The sequence below is a fragment of the Pseudochelatococcus sp. G4_1912 genome (genome assembly GCF_047501465.1).
Classification (GTDB): domain Bacteria; phylum Pseudomonadota; class Alphaproteobacteria; order Rhizobiales; family Beijerinckiaceae; genus Pseudochelatococcus.
In genome coordinates this window covers 535,579-553,246 of sequence record NZ_JAZDRL010000002.1, presented here as the reverse complement: position 1 = coordinate 553,246, position 17,668 = coordinate 535,579, and the positions used below count along the sequence as shown (strand labels likewise).

The 17,668-nt window shown below is 52.6% G+C and carries 15 protein-coding genes; 6 read left to right on the top strand and 9 right to left on the bottom strand.

Translation table 11 applies throughout. The features are described 5' to 3' along the window. Position 1: 1 nt before the first annotated feature. Genes metG through VRZ32_RS09725 form a run of 3 tightly spaced genes read left to right on the top strand, consistent with a single transcriptional unit; the run spans position 2 to position 3,179 of the window. A complete protein-coding gene (metG, locus tag VRZ32_RS09735; protein WP_414525537.1) occupies positions 2-1,558 on the top strand; it encodes a methionine--tRNA ligase in 1,557 nt (518 codons plus the stop codon). Next, positions 1,558-2,355, top strand: a complete 798-nt coding sequence (locus VRZ32_RS09730) for a TatD family hydrolase (RefSeq protein ID WP_414526188.1) — start codon at positions 1,558-1,560, stop codon at positions 2,353-2,355. Before metG ends, VRZ32_RS09730 begins: the two co-directional genes overlap by 1 nt. Then, positions 2,352-3,179 (top strand): MBL fold metallo-hydrolase, encoded by an 828-nt coding sequence (locus VRZ32_RS09725; protein ID WP_414525536.1) that lies wholly within the window; start codon positions 2,352-2,354, stop codon positions 3,177-3,179. Before VRZ32_RS09730 ends, VRZ32_RS09725 begins: the two co-directional genes overlap by 4 nt. Here the strand turns inward: VRZ32_RS09725 and VRZ32_RS09720 are convergent. Beyond that, positions 3,148-4,044: an alpha/beta fold hydrolase gene (locus VRZ32_RS09720; protein ID WP_414525535.1), complete on the bottom strand. Its 897-nt coding sequence runs from the start codon at positions 4,042-4,044 to the stop codon at positions 3,148-3,150. The genes VRZ32_RS09725 and VRZ32_RS09720 overlap by 32 nt on opposite strands. Positions 4,045-4,109: 65 nt before the next feature. Further along, entirely contained in the window at positions 4,110-6,473 is a 2,364-nt protein-coding gene (locus tag VRZ32_RS09715; RefSeq protein WP_414525534.1) for a transglycosylase SLT domain-containing protein, read from the bottom strand. A 464-nt stretch (positions 6,474-6,937) separates the two neighbouring features. Between VRZ32_RS09715 and dapA the strand changes: the two genes are divergently transcribed. The 3 genes from dapA (at position 6,938) to VRZ32_RS09700 (ending at position 9,018) form a co-directional block, all read left to right on the top strand. Next, positions 6,938-7,831, top strand: coding sequence for a 4-hydroxy-tetrahydrodipicolinate synthase (gene dapA, locus VRZ32_RS09710; RefSeq protein WP_414525533.1), 894 nt, complete (start codon positions 6,938-6,940; stop codon positions 7,829-7,831). A gap of 4 nt (positions 7,832-7,835) precedes the next feature. Continuing rightward, positions 7,836-8,309: an SsrA-binding protein SmpB gene (smpB, locus tag VRZ32_RS09705; RefSeq protein ID WP_414525532.1), complete on the top strand. Its 474-nt coding sequence runs from the start codon at positions 7,836-7,838 to the stop codon at positions 8,307-8,309. A gap of 394 nt (positions 8,310-8,703) precedes the next feature. Beyond that, positions 8,704-9,018 carry a hypothetical protein gene (locus VRZ32_RS09700; RefSeq protein ID WP_414525531.1) on the top strand — a complete coding sequence of 105 codons (315 nt, stop codon included), beginning with the start codon at positions 8,704-8,706 and terminating at the stop codon, positions 9,016-9,018. A gap of 263 nt (positions 9,019-9,281) precedes the next feature. Here the strand turns inward: VRZ32_RS09700 and VRZ32_RS09695 are convergent, their stop codons facing one another. The 7 genes from VRZ32_RS09695 to VRZ32_RS09665 all read right to left on the bottom strand — a co-directional run bounded on the left by VRZ32_RS09695 (position 9,282) and on the right by VRZ32_RS09665 (position 17,540). After that, positions 9,282-9,944, bottom strand: a complete 663-nt coding sequence (locus VRZ32_RS09695) for a uracil-DNA glycosylase (protein ID WP_414525530.1) — start codon at positions 9,942-9,944, stop codon at positions 9,282-9,284. A 126-nt stretch (positions 9,945-10,070) separates the two neighbouring features. Then, a complete protein-coding gene (locus VRZ32_RS09690; RefSeq protein ID WP_414525529.1) occupies positions 10,071-10,724 on the bottom strand; it encodes an NYN domain-containing protein in 654 nt (217 codons plus the stop codon). A 781-nt stretch (positions 10,725-11,505) separates the two neighbouring features. Beyond that, positions 11,506-13,722: a RelA/SpoT family protein gene (locus VRZ32_RS09685; protein ID WP_414526187.1), complete on the bottom strand. Its 2,217-nt coding sequence runs from the start codon at positions 13,720-13,722 to the stop codon at positions 11,506-11,508. 341 nt (positions 13,723-14,063) lie between these two features. After that, complete coding sequence (gene rpoZ, locus VRZ32_RS09680; protein ID WP_414525528.1) at positions 14,064-14,447, bottom strand: DNA-directed RNA polymerase subunit omega; 384 nt, start codon at positions 14,445-14,447, stop codon at positions 14,064-14,066. A gap of 81 nt (positions 14,448-14,528) precedes the next feature. Continuing rightward, positions 14,529-15,251, bottom strand: coding sequence for an NUDIX hydrolase (locus tag VRZ32_RS09675; protein ID WP_414525527.1), 723 nt, complete (start codon positions 15,249-15,251; stop codon positions 14,529-14,531). Next, the gene (locus tag VRZ32_RS09670) at positions 15,248-15,727 is read right to left on the bottom strand and encodes a DUF983 domain-containing protein (protein WP_414525526.1); all 480 of its coding nucleotides are present in this window, start codon (positions 15,725-15,727) and stop codon (positions 15,248-15,250) included. The genes VRZ32_RS09675 and VRZ32_RS09670 overlap by 4 nt, the downstream gene beginning before the upstream one ends. A 103-nt stretch (positions 15,728-15,830) precedes the next feature. Then, entirely contained in the window at positions 15,831-17,540 is a 1,710-nt protein-coding gene (locus tag VRZ32_RS09665) for a hypothetical protein (protein WP_414525525.1), read from the bottom strand. Between the last annotated feature and the right edge of the window lie 128 nt (positions 17,541-17,668).

The following is a 17,668-nucleotide window of genomic DNA, read 5'->3' as shown; positions in this document are numbered from 1 at the left end:
AATGGCCGACGCTGAGACTTTCTATATCACGACCGCGATATCCTACCCAAACGGAGCGCCCCACATCGGCCACGCCTATGAGGCGATTGCGACCGATGCGATTGCGCGCTTCAAGCGGCTCGATGGATATGACGTTTTCTTCATGACCGGCGTAGATGAGCACGGCATGAAGATGGCGCAGACCGCGTCCAAGGAAGGTATCAGCCCCAGTGAGCTGTCAGACCGGCATACGGCGCAATTTGTGAAGATGGTCGATGAGCTGAACATCTCGTGTGATCGCTTCATCCGCACCACGGAGCCCGCGCATTACGTGGCTGCACAGGCGCTGTGGTGTCGTATGAGGGATGCGGGCGATATCTATCTTGGCACCTACGCCGGGTGGTATTCCATTCGCGATGAAGCGTTTTTCGATGAAAGCGAAACCACTGTTCGTGATGGCGTGCGGCTTAGTCCCCATGGTGCCCCGGTGGAGTGGACGGAGGAGCAGACATGGTTCTTCCGCCTTTCGGCCTATCAGGATCGCCTGCTGGCTTATTATGATGCGCATCCGGATTTTATCGGGCCTGACAGTCGCCGCAATGAGGTGGTGAGCTTTGTTAAAGGCGGCCTGCAGGATCTGTCGATCTCACGCACGGCGCTCTCGTGGGGTGTGCCGGTGCCGGATTCGCCGGGGCACGTTATGTATGTGTGGGTCGATGCGCTCACCAATTATCTAACCGGCGTTGGCTTCCCGGACCAGAACGATGCCGATTGGCGCTTCTGGCCCGCGAATGCGCATATCATCGGCAAGGATATCACCCGTTTCCATGCGGTCTATTGGCCCGCGTTTCTGATGTCGGCGGCATTGCCACTGCCGGAGCGCGTGTTTGGCCATGGCTTTTTGTTCAACCGCGGCGAGAAAATGTCGAAGTCGGTTGGCAATGTGATCGACCCGGTTTCGTTGTCGAAGGTTTATGGCGTTGATCAGCTGCGCTACTTCCTTTTGCGCGAAGTGCCATTTGGCCAGGATGGTAGCTACAGCCATGAAGCTATCGTCAACCGTGTGAATGCTGATCTTGCCAATGATCTGGGCAACCTTGCACAGCGCTCGTTGTCGATGATTGCCAAGAATCTCGATGGGGTGCTGCCAGCCCCGAACGTGCTGGAAGAAGCTGATATTACCATGCTGGCTGCTACCGATGCGCTGCTCGAAAAAGCACGCATATCGGTGAAGGACTTTGCTATTCATGCAATTCTGGCTGATGTGTGGGCCGTTGTGGGTGATGCCAACCGCTACTTTGCGGCGCAAGCGCCATGGGCCTTGCGCAAGACAGACCCCGCGCGCATGGGTACGGTGCTGTATGTGACGGCTGAAGTATTGCGTCAGGTAGCGATCTTTGCGCAGATTGCAACACCGGATGCTGCTGGCCGGTTGCTTGATCTGCTGGCGATTCCAACAGATGCGCGTGATTTCTCGGTACTGGGCGAAGCGGGGCGGATTGCGCCCGGTCAAACGCTGCCTGAACCCGCTGGCGTATTCCCGCGTTATGTGGAGACGGAGGCTGGGAGCGCTACGTGATGCTTGTCGATACGCATTGCCATCTGGATTATTTTACCGACGAACTTGAGGGTACTCTGGCGCGTGCAGCCGCTGCTGGCGTGGGGCAGATCGTGACGATCTCGACTCGTGTGCGTGAGGCTGCAACCTATCGTGCTATCGCGGAGACGCATCGGGGGGTGTATTTCTCCATCGGTACGCATCCGATGCAGGCGAAAGATGAGCCGGACGTGACGCTTGAGGAGATCGTAGCGCATTCGGCTCATCCGCGTTGTGTGGCAATTGGCGAAGCGGGGCTGGATTATTTCTACGAGCGCGAGTCGATGGCTGTGCAGCGGGAAGTGTTTGTGCGCCATATCGCGGCAGCGCGCGTTACCGGTTTGCCGTTGGTTATTCATGCCCGCAGCGCTGATGACGACATGATCGAAATCCTCACCGAAGAGATGGCGAAGGGCCGTTTTACGGCGGTTTTGCATTGCTTCTCGTCTGGGCCAAAGCTGGCGGAAATCGGTGTGGCGCTTGGGCTTTATGTGTCTTTCTCGGGCATCATCACGTTCAAGAAGTCAGAGGAAATTCGCGATATCGCCAAGAGTGTGCCGTTGGATCGTTTGCTGGTTGAGACGGATGCGCCTTATCTTGCGCCGCTGCCGTATCGCGGTAAACGCAATGAACCTGCTTATGTTGCCCATACTGCCAAGGTGCTGGCGGAAGTGCGGGGCATGAGCGAGCTGGCATTGGCACAGCTGACCACGGATAACTTCCGGCGGTTATTTAATAAGGTTGGCACAGACCGGCTTGCAGGAAACCTGGCTGCATGACTTTGACCTTCACCATTCTTGGCTGTGGCTCCTCAACCGGCGTGCCAAGGGTGGGAGGAGGATGGGGAGCGTGCGATCCGGCTAATCCCAAAAATCGCCGTCGCCGATGCTCTATCCACGTGGCGCGCCACGGCGCTGGCGGTGAAACAGGTGTGCTGATTGATGCAGGGCCTGATCTGCGTGAGCAATTGCTTGATGCAGATATCACCCATCTCGATGCGGTGCTGTTCACGCACGAACATGCGGATCATACGCACGGCATTGATGATTTGCGCGCACTTGTGCTGCATATGCGCCATAAGCTCGATATCTATGCGGATGCCCATACAGAGGCCATGCTGCTGACGCGTTTCGGCTATTGCTTTGTAACGCCGCCGGGCAGCAGCTATCCGCCTATACTCTCGGCCCATCGGATAGAAGATGCGTTGCCGGTGAGATTGGAAGGCGCTGGTGGTTTTATTGAGGCGTTGCCTGTGCGCGTCAACCACGGTGACATTGATGCGCTGGGTTTTCGGTTTCATGCAGGTGATGGCGCGTTGGCGTATGTGCCGGACGTCAAGCATGTGCCGGATGCGAGCATAGCCCTACTGCAAAATCTCGATGTGCTGATCATTGATGCGCTACGCTATGCGCCGCATCAGTCGCACTATTCGGTGCATGATGCGCTTGCATTGATTGAGCGTGTTGCACCGCGCCGGGCAATTCTGACCGATTTGCACGCCGATCTTGATTATGACGAACTGACTGCGCGCCTGCCCGCTGGCGTCGAGGTGGCGTTTGACGGAATGCAGATCAAGCTGCCTGCAGCTGGCTCACACGGCTGATAAAACGTGCAATCGGGCCGCTGACATCCGGATGCGTCATGACCGGGGCATGGCCCTGATTGGGCACGAACAATGTTTCAAGCTGCGTGCGCCGCGCCTGCATTTCGCTAAGCGTATCAGCGCGCAGAATGTCTGAATTCTCGCCGCGCACGGCCATCATTGGTACATTTTTCAAGGCATCGAACATTGGCCAAAGTGGTGGTGAGGCTTTTGTCAGATCAAGGCCTTCCAGCGTTTTCTTGAGGGCTGGATCATAGGCCAGTTTTAGCGCACCATCGTTTTCCAGCCACGTGCCCTGAGCGAATACCTCCCAGTCATGATCTTCAAGAGCAGTGAACTGGCTTTCCAGATAATCCCTGACGATGCCGATTGCTTCCTGATAATTGGCAGGCGTTGGCAGATTGCCGAGATAACCCCGAATGCGTGCCAATCCCTGTGGTTCTATAACAGGGCCAATATCATTAAACACAACGGCATTGATCAGTTCAGGCGCAGCTGCGGCAAGGCCCAACACAATCAATCCACCGCGCGAGGTGCCGACGAAGGTAGCCTTGTCGACTGCCAGCGCAGTCAGCACCTGCTGCAAATCATCGAGTTCCGTGAAAGGGTTATAATGGGTCCAGTCAGGGTCCCACTCGGATAGGCCGCGCCCGCGGTAATCGATGCAGATGACGCGGTGCGGCTGGTCAGGATCGTTAGCGAGCATCTCTGCAAGTGCGTGGAAATCCGTAGCGTTGCGGGCCATACCCGGCAGACAAACCACAGTTGGCCGCTCAGACACGCGCGGGCCGTATTCCCGCACATGCAGTTTCAGGCCATCTTTGGCGGATAGATAGACATTACGGAAGGCCAAAGTTTCGCCCATCGTTCCCTCGCAGCCTTTTGCCGTTTTATGTTTGATAGCATAATGGGCCAAAAAGAGGGTAAGCGCTACTGTGGCGTTTTGCGCCCACGTCCCATGTCCTGTTCTATGAGCAGTGCAGTCTCCTTGTTGAGGCGATGTCGATAGACCTGCAGATTCTCCATAACCCGTTGCACGTAGTTACGTGTTTCGGTGAAGGGAATGCGTTCGACCCAATCGATGACGTCGATATCGTCAGAGCGCGGATCGCCATAAGCATCAATCCACTTGCGTACATTGCCGGGGCCGGCATTGTAGGATGCAATGGCGAGGATATACGATCCCTTCCAACGCTCAACGAGTTCGCCAAGATGGCTCGCGCCCAGTTGCGCGTTATAGGCGGGATCGCTGGTGAGGCGGGTAAGATCATACGGCAATCCAGCAGCGCGTGCTGTTGCTTGCGCGGTGGCGGGCATCAACTGCATCAGGCCGCGTGCACCTGCGTGCGATACCGCCTTGCCATCAAATGCGCTCTCCTGCCGGGTAATGGCAAAGATCATCGGCTGTTCGATGGCATCGCTATCGATTGCGGGAATGCCAAAGGTTGGAAACGCTGTGACATCAAACGGTTTGCCGAGATAGCCTGCGGCCTTGCCCATCGCAAGCGCAGCGCGTGCATCTTGCGATTCCTCCACCACCTCAGCTAACGCCGCCAGATGGTCGTCATCAAGCTGCGAGGCGAGCCCTGATAGAAGCGGAAGCGTAAGGTCTGCCTCGTTTGCCTTGAACAAGAGGCGCACTGCTTGCGCTGGTCTCATCTCGGACAGGTCCTTGCGCGCTTGCTGCGAAGGTTCGGGAAGCGGGCGCACTGCGACATCGGCGAGGCCAAGTTTGGCGCGTGCCAGTTGGCCGTAATATGTGGTGGAATGCTTTGCCGCCTGTGTGAAGAAGGTGTTGGCAGCGTCCTTATTGTTCAGCCCTTCAGCAGCCCGGCCACGCCAATAAGCAACCCGTGCGATTGAGATCGGAAGGGTGGCGTAAGGGGTTGCCTCAGCGAAATGCTGAGCAGCCTTTTCGGGATTGTCCAGAAAGCGTAAGGCAATCCAACCTGCGAAGAAGGCTGCATCAATACGATCACTCTCGCGGGAAGCGAACGGGAGAGCCGCAATCTTATAGGCCGCTTTGGTGTTACCTTCATCCAGCAATGCGCGGGCTACGAGGCGCTGCTCCAATGCCCAATGGGTGCTGCCGGTGTCGTTGTTCTCTTTTGCAACGGAGGTGGCCGGAATTGGTGCGGTAAGGACAGCAAGAGCAGGTGCATCACCAACCGATAGAGTGTCGTTTGAGGTGTAAGCCGATGCTGGTTCAATTAGAATAATGCCTGAGGCTGTTGGTTGCGTTGTGTTGGGTTTTTGCCCAACTTTGGCAGCAGCCTTTACGAGCGCTTCGCTCGCAGCTTTCAGATTTCCTGCGCGGCGTTCAAAACGCGATTTTGCCAACAGCCATTCTGGCGATGTGCGAAGCGGTGCCGGCACTGCCTCAAGCAGCTTGCCTGCATTGCGCGATTTTGCGGTGACCGCAGAAAATGCATCGATAAGCGAGCTTTCATCACGCCCAACACGTTGAGCGGTGTCATTCGCGGCCTCCCATACTTCATTGAGCATAAGGTTTCGCAGGCGAATGCGGTGGTCGGCTTTTGTGAGTTCGGCCCCGTGAGTATCCAGCAACGTCCGCCGTGAAGCTGCTGATAGTGCTTCAGTGTGCCATAGCCTGCGGGCCATCACCATAGCTTCATCCTTGCGGCCAGTCTGCATCAGCGCGCGGCTCAGGGTGAGCTTGCCGGCGATGGTTATAGGCTCTCGCTTACTGAAGAAGGCAAGCACGGAATCATTGGCAGGCCGACCGTGCAGATATTGTGCCTCAAGCAGGCGTTGTAAGCTTGATGCGCTAGGCCAATCCGGATTGCGACGGGAAAAGGCCTCGATACGTGCATTATCAACGCGCAGACCTGTTGTGCGGATCATGATCCACTCAAGTGTATCGCGCGTGGCGGGGTCGGTGATCTGCGCGGCAACAGTGTCGCCTTCGCTCATATGGCCCGCGCGGTAGAAGGCGAGGGCTGCACGAAAGCGCTCAATATCTGGTTCGGGCCATTGAACGACAATTTTGACCGGAAGTGGATTTGCATCGGGCACAGCTGCTGTGGGCACGGCTGCCGTCTCTTGTGGTGGCGGATTGGCGGGTGCCTGAACTGTTTTCGGAGGGGCTGCAACAGTTTCTGCTGGCTGCGTTTCCGTTGGTGCTTGTGCTGTTGGGGAGGTAACGCCCGGATCCGAGGTGGTGCTGATGTTCAACTTATCATCAAGCAGCTTTCTACCATCACGAATGAGACCCGGCGCCAGAACAGCGATGATCACCGCCAGCGTTAACAACAATCCCGTGCGTAACCCCATCAATGGGTCTCCTTCACAGTCTTACCAACCTGTGGGTGCAAAGCCACAAGGCTGCACGGACGGGCGAAGAGCTTTTACGCAGCGCATATAGACCAATTTTACGATCATAAAGATGATCTGGCCTCATAGTGTGTGCTGCCGATATCGTCTGCATTCAGCCCCATTTAAACAGGTTATCAAACCATCTATTAACAGCATGGTCATCTGCAAACATTTAAGAACTATTAACGCATTTAGATGTCGTTAACCATAAACCCATGCGTGCGATGTGTTCACACCTGCGCTATGATGGCAACGCGTATGCTATAAACGTAGTGAAACACCACCTGAATGCAATATGAGCCTTTGCGCATTGGCGTCCAAGTGTTTAAGTAGCATCTTGTTATAAGCAGCGTTTCGCGCGGAAAAACCGCCGATAGACAGACCATACCGGGAGAGCCTCCATCAGCCGTGGAGGAGATATCATGACAACACATCGTAGCTTCAAGGGTTCCTATACCGCCCTCGTGACGCCATTTCGTAACGGCAGCCTTGATGAGGAAGCGTTTCGCGCACTCGTCGCCTGGCAGATCGAGAATGGCACCGATGGCCTCGTGCCAGTCGGCACCACCGGCGAAAGCCCTACCCTGAGCCACGAAGAGCACAAACAGGTTGTCGCCTGGACGATCGAAGAGGCAAAAGGCCGCATCCCGGTGATTGCTGGCGCTGGCTCCAACAGCACCGCTGAGGCCATCGAGCTTGCTCGCCACGCTGAGCAGGTTGGTGCGGATGGTGTGCTCGTTGTTACGCCTTATTATAATAAGCCGACGCAGGAAGGGCTGTATCAGCACTACAAGGCAATCAACGATGCTGTCGGTATTCCGATCATCATCTACAATATCCCGCCACGCTCGGTCATTGATATGTCGGTGGAGACGATGGCGCGCCTGTATGAGCTGCGCAATATTGTTGGTGTTAAGGATGCCACTGCCAACATCGCGCGTGTGAGTTTGCAGCGCCAGGCGATGGGGCCGGATTTCGTTCAGTTCTCAGGTGAGGATGTCACGGCACTGGGCTTTGTTGCGCATGGCGGACATGGTTGCATTTCGGTGACGTCGAACATCGCACCACGCCTGTGCTCTGATTTGTTGCGTGCAGCCCTTAATGGTGAATTTTCAACTGCACTTGAGTTGCAGGATCGGTTGCTGCCACTGCATATGAGCATGTTCCTTGAAACAAATCCTTCTCCTGTGAAGCATGCGCTAGCGCTTATGGGGCGGATGCGGGATGATGTGCGCCTGCCGATGGTGCCAGTGTGCGAAGCAACCAGCGCCAAGCTGAAAGCCGCACTCGTGCACGCTGGCCTGATCGACGGTTGATTATATGGCAGCCAATGACAAAAACGGGCATCGCGTTGTCGCGGATAATCGCAAAGCCCGTTTCAATTATGAGATCGTGGACACCATCGAGGCCGGTATTGCACTAACTGGCACCGAGGTTAAATCGCTGCGTTCGGGCAAAGCGACGATTGGGGAATCTTATGCCGGGCCATCGGGCACGGATTTTTTTCTCTTCAACGCCTACATTCCCGAATACCTGCAGGCCAACCGCTTCAACCATGAAACCCGCCGTCCGCGCCGCTTGCTGCTGCATAAACGCCAGATCAACAAGCTGATCGGTGCAACCCAGCGTGAAGGATTCACGGTGGTGCCATTGCGCGTTTATTTTAATGATCGCGGTCGCGCCAAGGTCGAGATCGCCCTGGCACGCGGCAAAAACCTGCACGACAAACGTGAAACCGAGAAGAAACGCTCCTGGGATCGCGACAAGGCAAGGATAATGCGCGAAAAAGGCTGACAATGTTGAGAATGTGTAGGGCTTTGCGCTATAGTAGCCTGCAACTGCTGCCTTTTTGCGCGGTTTTGACGGCGGCGCTTATAGCGCATGGATAGCTGGCTTCTATCTGACAATTTCCCATTTGACACCAACGCCGAACGCTTTATGTCTTAGAGCGGATCTGCAATCTTGCGGATCTGGGGCTTAGAAACCTCATGTATACCGGTTGGTACCAACCGCAATGGTGCCTCCCTCGCCTACGGCCGGGGAGGTGCTGGCGTATGTTCAGGGCTCTGCCTAAAGGCCAGCGCGGCCGCGTATACACGGTTTTCTAACTCTCCGGCCACCAGCCTTGAACACCCTTTCGGGGTGGCTTTTCTGGTGGCCTCTTCAGTTCAGAAGGGGAGTTACTACCGTGACCGATAATTATTTTGGCACAAATGTACTATCACTATACGGGCAGCTCATACCCTGGGTGCAGGCATTGCTTGGTTTAGGGCTGTGTGTTGTTGTGCTTGGTGTGGCGTATATCTTGAAGGAAATTGTGGTTGCAATCATGCAGCCGCTCTGTCGTGTCTTCCCAGCGCAAAACGCATCTGGGGAAACCCCTTGCAGGGAGTGGAAACAGTTTCAGCGTGATATAAACCGCAAGATTGATCGCCTGCTCGATAAAACTCACTTCAACTTTCCAAAGGAGGCAGGTCAGATAGCGCCGTTCCGTGGAGAGTAATGGCAGCATTAAGCCGCGAGGTGGATGCCAATTTAGGCGAAAATAGAGTTTAAATAATAAGTTAGAGCATCGCTGCAGTTTATGAATAAAGCAGCGTTTTATTGTATCAGACCAAAAAGTGGCTGCAGCTTTCTGGATAAATCTGATGCAAAAATAAAGAGTTAGAGCAAAATGCCAATTCAGTTTGGATGCATTTTGCTCTAATTGCCGTTGGGCTGAGTTCGTCTCTGCTAAGTGTAAAGCTGGATAGCTGCAAACAGTCTTTATGTTGCAGGTTGGGCATCCAGATAAGTTTTGACTTCGGCAAACAGTGCCTTGAACATTTCAGGTGTCAGCACGCGCGTGTTGGTGTTGTAGCGCGAGCAATGATAGCTGTCGAACAATCGTACACCATTGATGTCATGCTGGCCGCCATGGCTGAAGGGCACACGTGAAGGTGTACGTCCTAACGCGCGAACAGTCGTGTCGTGGGCAATGCGTCCTAGCGCGACGATGGCGCGCACATTTTCCATTTCCGCAAGTGTACCTATCAGGAATTGCCTGCAGGAAACAATTTCCGCGCCAGTTGGCTTGTTTTCAGGCGGTACACAGCGCACGCCATTGGTAAGGCGGCTTCCTGTAAGCACCAGCCCGTCATCGGGCGATGCCCCATATTGTCCACTCGCAAAGCCGAATTCCAGCAATGTTTCGTATAGTAGATCGCCCGCATAATCGCCGGTAAAGGGACGCCCCGTGCGATTGGCACCACGTAGACCTGGAGCAAGACCAACTATTAATAGCCGTGCTTGCGCAGATCCAAAAGAAGGAACAGGCGAATTAAACCACGATGGTTCTCGCGCTCGCCAAAGATGCCGAAATTCAGCAAGCCTGGGGCACAAACCGCAGTCGGGCGAGGGGGTGCTGATAGAGATATTGGTTTGCATCATGCTTTTATCGTAGGCTGTGGTGCAACCCATTCCGGCTTTTGTGCGTTCCTGCAACTTGCGTTCAATTTGAAGTTCAAATCAAACGCAAACTGCTCTCATGTAGCCTGATTCTTTGGGCTATTGCCCTTAACCAACATCATCTTCTTCTGATGGAGCCTTGATGCCATACCGGCGCTCTACCAGTGAACGGCCCTTAATGGCCTCACGATCTTCTGTTTCGGGAGCAAGGCGAACTGCACGCTCTACGGGGCGTTCGGTCGTTTCGCGGCCGATGAGCGGAATAAGCTGAGTGATATCGATGAAGTCATCAGCCTGGCGACGCAGTTCATCAGCAATCATCGGTGGCTGGGTCTGAATGGTGGAAACCACGATCACGCGGACACCGCGACGCTGCATAGCTTCAGCCAAGGAACGGAAATCGCCGTCGCCCGAGAACAGGATCATTTCGTCGATATGAGGGGCGAGCTCAAGCGCATCAATGGCGAGCTCAATATCCATGTTCCCCTTGATCTTGCGACGTCCGGTGGAATCGATAAATTCTTTCGTAGGCTTGGTCACCACCCGGTAGCCGTTATAATCCAGCCAATCAACCAGCGGGCGAATGGAGGAATATTCCTGGTCCTCAATCATGGCGGTATAATAAAATGCGCGGATGAGGCGGCCATTGTGGTTATAAGAGCGCAGGAGGCGCTTGAAATCTACATCAAAGCCAAGAGTTTTGGTCGTCGCGTAAAGATTGGCCCCATCAATGAAAAGGGCGCGTCGGCAATTTGCAGTCATGTGATTGTTCTCTAAAGTTAACTATATGAATAAAACCAGGCCTGACGGAGCAACTTGCCCACACAAAACAACCTCAAACGAGACCATCTTGGAGGGTGCACTCTGAGGAGGTAGGGGGCGATTATTCGTCAAGCCGCACAATATGATTTTGATTCTCAATGTTCTCGCTCTCGCTAGCACCAATTTTAAGCGCCGTCTTTCATTTTGATTACGAACATATCCTATCGCAACTGTTGCGAAGCTTGCCAAACATCGACATTCCCGAACTCATCAAGACGCGAACGCGACATGGCCATGCTACATTAAATTCAGAAGTTTTCAAGGTTGATGGGTATCAAATTTAGTACAATGGATACCGATTTATAATTTGAAATCATCTGAGTATTGATATGTAATAATTATTTTAATTCAGTGAATATAAATATATGTTTCGTTCCTTTCTAGACCATTCGCTTGTGGCGTTGGCATGCAAAGTGGATTTCCATGTGTATGAAGGCAATGCTTCATAAACAACTTAATGGAACTATTTTGCAATTTTATAAAAAAGCACAACACTTCCGAAATATACGATAAGAAAACTGGCATTAGAAGCATTAAACCAAAAACTGAAAGTCACTTTTTAAGCGAAATTTTAATTGCAAATAATGAGATAGGGCTACTGCCTTATTCCTTAAATCGTATTTTATAGAGCAGCTTGCGTGCAATTCGGAACCCGGATTAAACGCAAACTGCTTTGCGCAAAAAGAAATTCAAGGAAGCTCTTTTTGCATTAACGTAAATATCAATCCGTAATACGCTCAACTGTACTAACAGCTCGCGTCGTTCGCAGATCGGCTATGAGGCTTGTAAGATGTTTCAAGTCCCATACCGACAGTCGAATGATGAGACCTGTAAAATCAGGTGTTGGCCTTTTTAAGGCGATATCGTCGATATTTGCATCATGGTCAGCAATAACTTGCGTGATGGTTGCGAGTACACCAGGTTCATTAATGGCGCTTAGTGCAATAATCGCGGGGAACCGCTGATGATTATCTTCATCTACATCCCAGCGTACATCGAGCCAGCGTTCAGGCTCTTGCTCAAAAGTAGCAAGAGCTTTGGACTGAATCGGATAGATCGTAATGCCCTCACCAGGTGTTAGAATGCCGACGATACGATCTCCCGGGACTGCCCCACCTTCGGGGGCAAAATTGATTGGCAGCTCGCCTGTAAAGCCACGAACAGGAATGGCCTGCTTCTTCTTGGGCGCCGTATTGCTGCTGCCATCTTCGGGCACTTTGAATTTCAGGCTCTCGCTGCCCTTGAGCCCAAACCAGCCATGACCAGAAAGGCCATCAACGGTTGGCCGACGCTCATCCTTATAATCAGGATAAACCGCCTTCACGACGTCGCCAGAGAAGATTTCGCCTCGACCAACGGCCGCGAGTGTATCGTCAAGAGATGTGCGTGCGAGGCGCGGCAGGGCGCTCTTGAGTTTTTCGTCAGAGTAGACACGTCCGGCGCGTTCAAAGGCGCGCTCCAGAATTTGGTGGCCAAGCCCCGCATATTGCTTTCTTACAGCATCACGCGTAGCACGACGAATTGCAGAACGTGCTTTGCCCGTAATGACCAGAGATTCCCAGGCAGCAGGCGGCGTCTGGCCATCCGCGCGGACGATCTCAACCTCGTCACCGTTTTGTAATTCTGACAGTAACGGTGCGATCTGGCCGTTAATCTTTGCGCCGACGGCCGTGTTACCCACATTGGTGTGCACGGCATAGGCAAAATCAATCGGCGTTGCCCCGCGTGGCAGGGCGATCAAACGGCCCTTCGGCGTGAAGCAAAATACCTGATCATGGAACAGCTCAAGCTTGGTATGCTCCAGAAACTCTTCAGGGCTATCGCCTTCCACCAGCATATCAACCGTGCGCCGCAACCATTGATAGGAACGGCTTTCGTTGAGCAAATGTGAGGGCTGATCGGTGCGACCGTCTTTATAGAGTGTATGGGCCGCGATACCGTATTCAGCAACGCTATCCATATCCTGCGTGCGGATCTGCAGCTCGACGCGCTGATGGCCAGGACCGATCACCGTCGTATGGATGGAACGATAGTCGTTCTGCTTCGGCGTCGAGACATAATCCTTATAACGCCCCGGAACCATCGGCCACGCAGTGTGCACTACGCCAAGTGCGCGGTAGCAATCATCAATCGTATCAACAATAATGCGGAAGGCAAAAATATCTGACAACTGCTCGAAGCCGAGCGATTTGCGCTCCATCTTCTTCCAGATCGAATATGGACGTTTGCGCCGGCCTTTGACGCAGGCTGTAATGCCTTTTTCCGCAAGCCGCGTGGTCAGGTCGCGTTCAATCGTCTCCACCAGCTGGCCATTGCGATGGCTGACGTTATCAAGCCGGTGAGCGATGGTTTCATAAGCTTCAGGCTTCAAATTGCGGAAAGCGAGATCTTCCAGCTCATCGCGGATTTCCTGAATACCCATGCGCCCGGCTAGCGGAGCATAAATCTCAAGCGTTTCCTCGGCGATGCGTGCGCGTTTTTCCTGGGCCATGTAGCCAAGTGTGCGCATATTGTGCAGCCGGTCTGCGAGCTTGACCAGCAATACCCGTACGTCTGCGGCAATTGCCAGTAGAAGTTTGCGAAAGTTCTCACCCTGCGTTGCCTTGCGAGAAACGAAATCAAGTTTTTTGATTTTGGTGAGACCGTCTACCAGCGCGCCAATTTCCGGCCCGAACAGCTGATCGATTTCTTCGCGCGTGGCATCCGTATCTTCGATGGTGTCATGCAGAACCGCTGCAACAATTGTGGCGTCATCCAGCTTCAGATCTGTAAGAATCGCCGCAACTTCAAGCGGATGTGAAAAAAACAGATCGCCAGATGCCCGCTTCTGCGTGCCATGCGCGCGCATCGCGTAGACATAAGCGCGGTCCAGCAGCACTTCGTCTGCGTTTGGATCATAGCTTTTGACGCGCTCAACGAGCTCGTACTGGCGCATCATGGGGGTTGGGGGGGGCCGTACCGCTGCGACTTCTGTAGTCGTAGCTCCCTGCTCGCCTGCCTTATTATCAACCACTTGTGCTATAGCTATAGGTTCTGCTCTTTGCCGACCTTCTGTCAGCTGACTGTCTGCCACGATAAATCTAATACCTTTCACCGAGCCTTCTAAAGCCGGTTCGGAATATTACAAAAATCAAGCAGAAAAACAAAGCGCTTCGTGCCCTGACCCGCAATAAAATGGGCAATAGCGTAAATAGGATGTCAACCATTGAAGGGAAAAAAGCAAAAGGCCCGGATGACTCCAGGCCTCAAGCAGAATTTATGGTGCGAGAGATGCAGAGATCAATCGTCGTCGTCAGAAGCTGCAGGTGGCACAAGGCCTTCGAGACCGCGCAGCAGATCATCTTCGCTCATGCGGTCGAACTGCACTTCGTTGTCATCAACGCTGCCGACAGATGTGCCGATCAACGGCACTGCATCTTCTTCAGGCTCATCAACTTCAACGTATTTCTGCAGCGAGTGGATCAGTTCTTCTTTCAGATCCTCAGGCGCAAACATTTCATCCGCGATTTCGCGCAGGGCCACAACCGGATTTTTATCGCGGTCGCGTTCGACCAGCAGTTGCGAGCCAGACGAAATCATACGGGCGCGGTGGCTGGCAAGCAGCACGAGCTCAAAACGATTCTCAACCTTGTCGACGCAATCTTCGACGGTGACGCGAGCCATGGCGGGCTCCTCTTCCTGCGCGCGATGATAACAATTGAAGCAGTTCGGCTACACCATTTTCTGGCAGAGCGCAACCCTAAATCACAATTCGTCTCGCGGGACGGGTGTATCGTTGCGAAATAAGGGCACAGATGCTTCCTGAATAAAGCCTTTGGCCAATCGCTGGGAAAGCGCTGCCATCACCATACGGGTAATCTTTGGCGCATTCAGCGTTTCGGCCATATCAAGCGATACCCATGCAAGTTCGACGAGTTCCTTCTCTGGCCCGGAAACACCTTCTACTGTATGCGCGATGCAGGATGCGTCTGCTACAAAGAAGCGTGCGTCAAACCGGCGCGGATAACGAGGTGGCGTTATCGCGCGGGCAACGAAATGCAGCACGTCCAGTTCTGGAAAAACGCCATGCTCAGCAAATGCGCGCCATTCCTCAGGCACTTCCTCCGGAGGGCCGTAATCGGTAGAGCCAACCATGAAGCCCGTTTCTTCAAACGTTTCGCGAATAGCCGCAAGAGCCAATGCACGGGCATGTAGCTCTGATGGCTCTTCCACCTGCAACATCAGCTTGCGCTCAGCCGCAGGGTGAAGCGAACCTGCGACCACCATCTCACTGTCACATACCTCAAGCCGCCCGCCGGGAAACACAAACGCATCGGGCATGAACACATGCTTTTCGTGGCGCTTGCCCATCAATACATAAGGGCCGTTCAGGGTATGATCCAGAATAATCAGTGAGGCAGCATCGTGCGGCACAATGGTGGTGTAGTCGATGTTCGACTCACCTGACCGGTGCTCATTATCGCTCATGCTGCTTCCTGTCCTTTGGCATCATTATTCGGGCGCCCATATTGTAGCGCTTCTTCATTCTCGATGCCGCCAAAACCATGCATATGCAAGGCCCATTGATAGCCAACAACCGCACCTTTCACAGGACGCATCAATACCAAGGTTAATGCGAGCGTCACAAGCGGCCATAGAATCATCTGTGCCGTAGTAGAAAAATCCGCAAACATCTCCATCACCAGAATGAGCGTAACGATGATGTGTCCCACGATGGTGATGACGATATAGGGTGGCAGGTCATCCGCGCGATGGTGATGCAGCGCTTCGCCACAAGCCGTGCATTGTGGTGCGATTTTGAGAAAGCCCTCAAACAGGTCGCCCTCACCGCAAGCAGGGCAGCGGCACTGGGTACCACGACGCAAGGCTTGCCAGACATCGCGCTTCTCTGCAGCGGGGGCTGGGTGTGAGGTGGTTGAGGTCCCGGCGAGGTGTTCGATCATCATAAGCTTCTTTCGATATCCCTTGCCTGTCTCTCTATCATAAATACGATGAGAGTTGCAGCAAAACCTACCTTTAGATGCTAAATACGGCTGCTGAAGCGCATTAACGGCCAAGCCAGAGAATTGCGGGGGTAGTGGCCTCAACATAAGCTCTCGTTACTGGCAGGGACAAGCGAGCCGTTATGCGCTTTATCTCGGCCATAGCTATTTCTTCCCCATGGGAAGTAAACATTAATAATCCCCCGGTTGAAGGCAGCTTATTTGAGCCAATCATATACTTTATCGTGCCATCATTCATAATAAGTTCAAGCTCGCCACTGATAGGTGTCTGCGCCATGCTGTATGGCTTGATCAGCATGGCAAGGGATATGAGAGTCCGACTTGATATTGAGGGCGGTATTTCAATTGTAAAAGCCTTGGTTGTGCTTTCCTCATAGACAATCGGCTTGCCTTTGGGGTCTTCCTGATTAAGCAATTGGCAATTGCGCCCGTATATCCAGCCTAATGGATTAATGGGCACACAAAGTGAATCTCCCATATCAATGGCAGTTGCCATTTTTTGCCATTGGGAATTACCCGTTATGGGGCTTGGCGGGGCCCGATTAAGCGCGCCTGCAAATGCTAACCAACCAGAGGCCCAGAACCAAAATACAAACAAGAGTGGAGCAATATAGTTTCTGGAATTGTGATTCAAAAAGCCCACGCTTGTCAAAGAACATATCAAGCCAAGCACGATGAGAATCACGCCAAAATAACTCACAATAATATGCCGATACAAAGGAGCGGCTGCGAGTGGCGCCATGTCCAGATTCCAGGTGTCGCTTAAAGCGAAGACATTGAGCAACACATTAAAGAAGAGCAAACCAAGGCCCACGATGATCAGGGCGCTTGCGTTCTTTTTGTTTCTCGTCAGCACTATGCCGCATAGGGTGAGGAGGCCAAGGCCGATAAATATGAGTACAGGCAGTGCAGTGCCCGCCAAACCTCTGAAAAAATAAAGGCCTAGAAAGCCAAGAGAGTAATGAGCGAAAGCATAGAGTTTGTCGTAGATCGTAAAATCATTACTCGGTTGTAAGACGCCCGATGAATAGCTTAAATAGACCCTGATGAGCTGTATGATACATGCAATAGCCGTCAAAATGGTAATCACTCTGAATCTTGGCTTGCTGACTATTGCAGCAAATATCATTGCCGGAAATGCAGCAAAGGCTGCTGGCTTGGAGATCATTATCAGGGGAATAAACCATGCCCAGCTTGGCACTTCATTATTTCTGTCAACAATCGCGAGGGCAGTGATGATGCTAATGAGAAATATGCCAAAATAAGTGAAATTAATAAAAGTCCGTGTTTCAACATCCGCAATGATAAGAATTGCAATTACAGCAAAAAATCGCAAGTAATCATTTTTGACAAGCACTCTGAATGGCTTAAGACAAAATGTAGCGACCATGCTGCCGGTAAGAATAATAGCAGACCAGGAATAGAAGTAAGGAATTGTGCGGGCTGATAAATGCATTAAGTTTCCAAGAGCCGCAATTAACCTTTGTGGCATAGGGATATAGCCGGCATCAATGGAAAACAGTTTAACGCGGAGAGAGGGTGAGGAGGCATAATAAAAGTAATTTGTGGCCATCTCAGCCCACATCTCACCATCAAGCACCATGCTCGGCTGCATGAGTGGAATATATAAGCAATATAATAGAACACTTAATATAAATAAAATATAGGGCGACATGTCTCGTCTCGCATATGAAATCGTCTGCGTAGCAAGTGTAAAGAAAAAATCATGTATATTGTTCACGTATGAATTCATGATTTTTATCCTCACACTCACCATGTTTTTTATATTTTTTTAATCTCGGAATGGCGGCCAGAATATTGGTTCTTTGTTGTCTTGAATACTCGCTGGCGGCAGATAACCGGTCAAAATATGTAGCATTC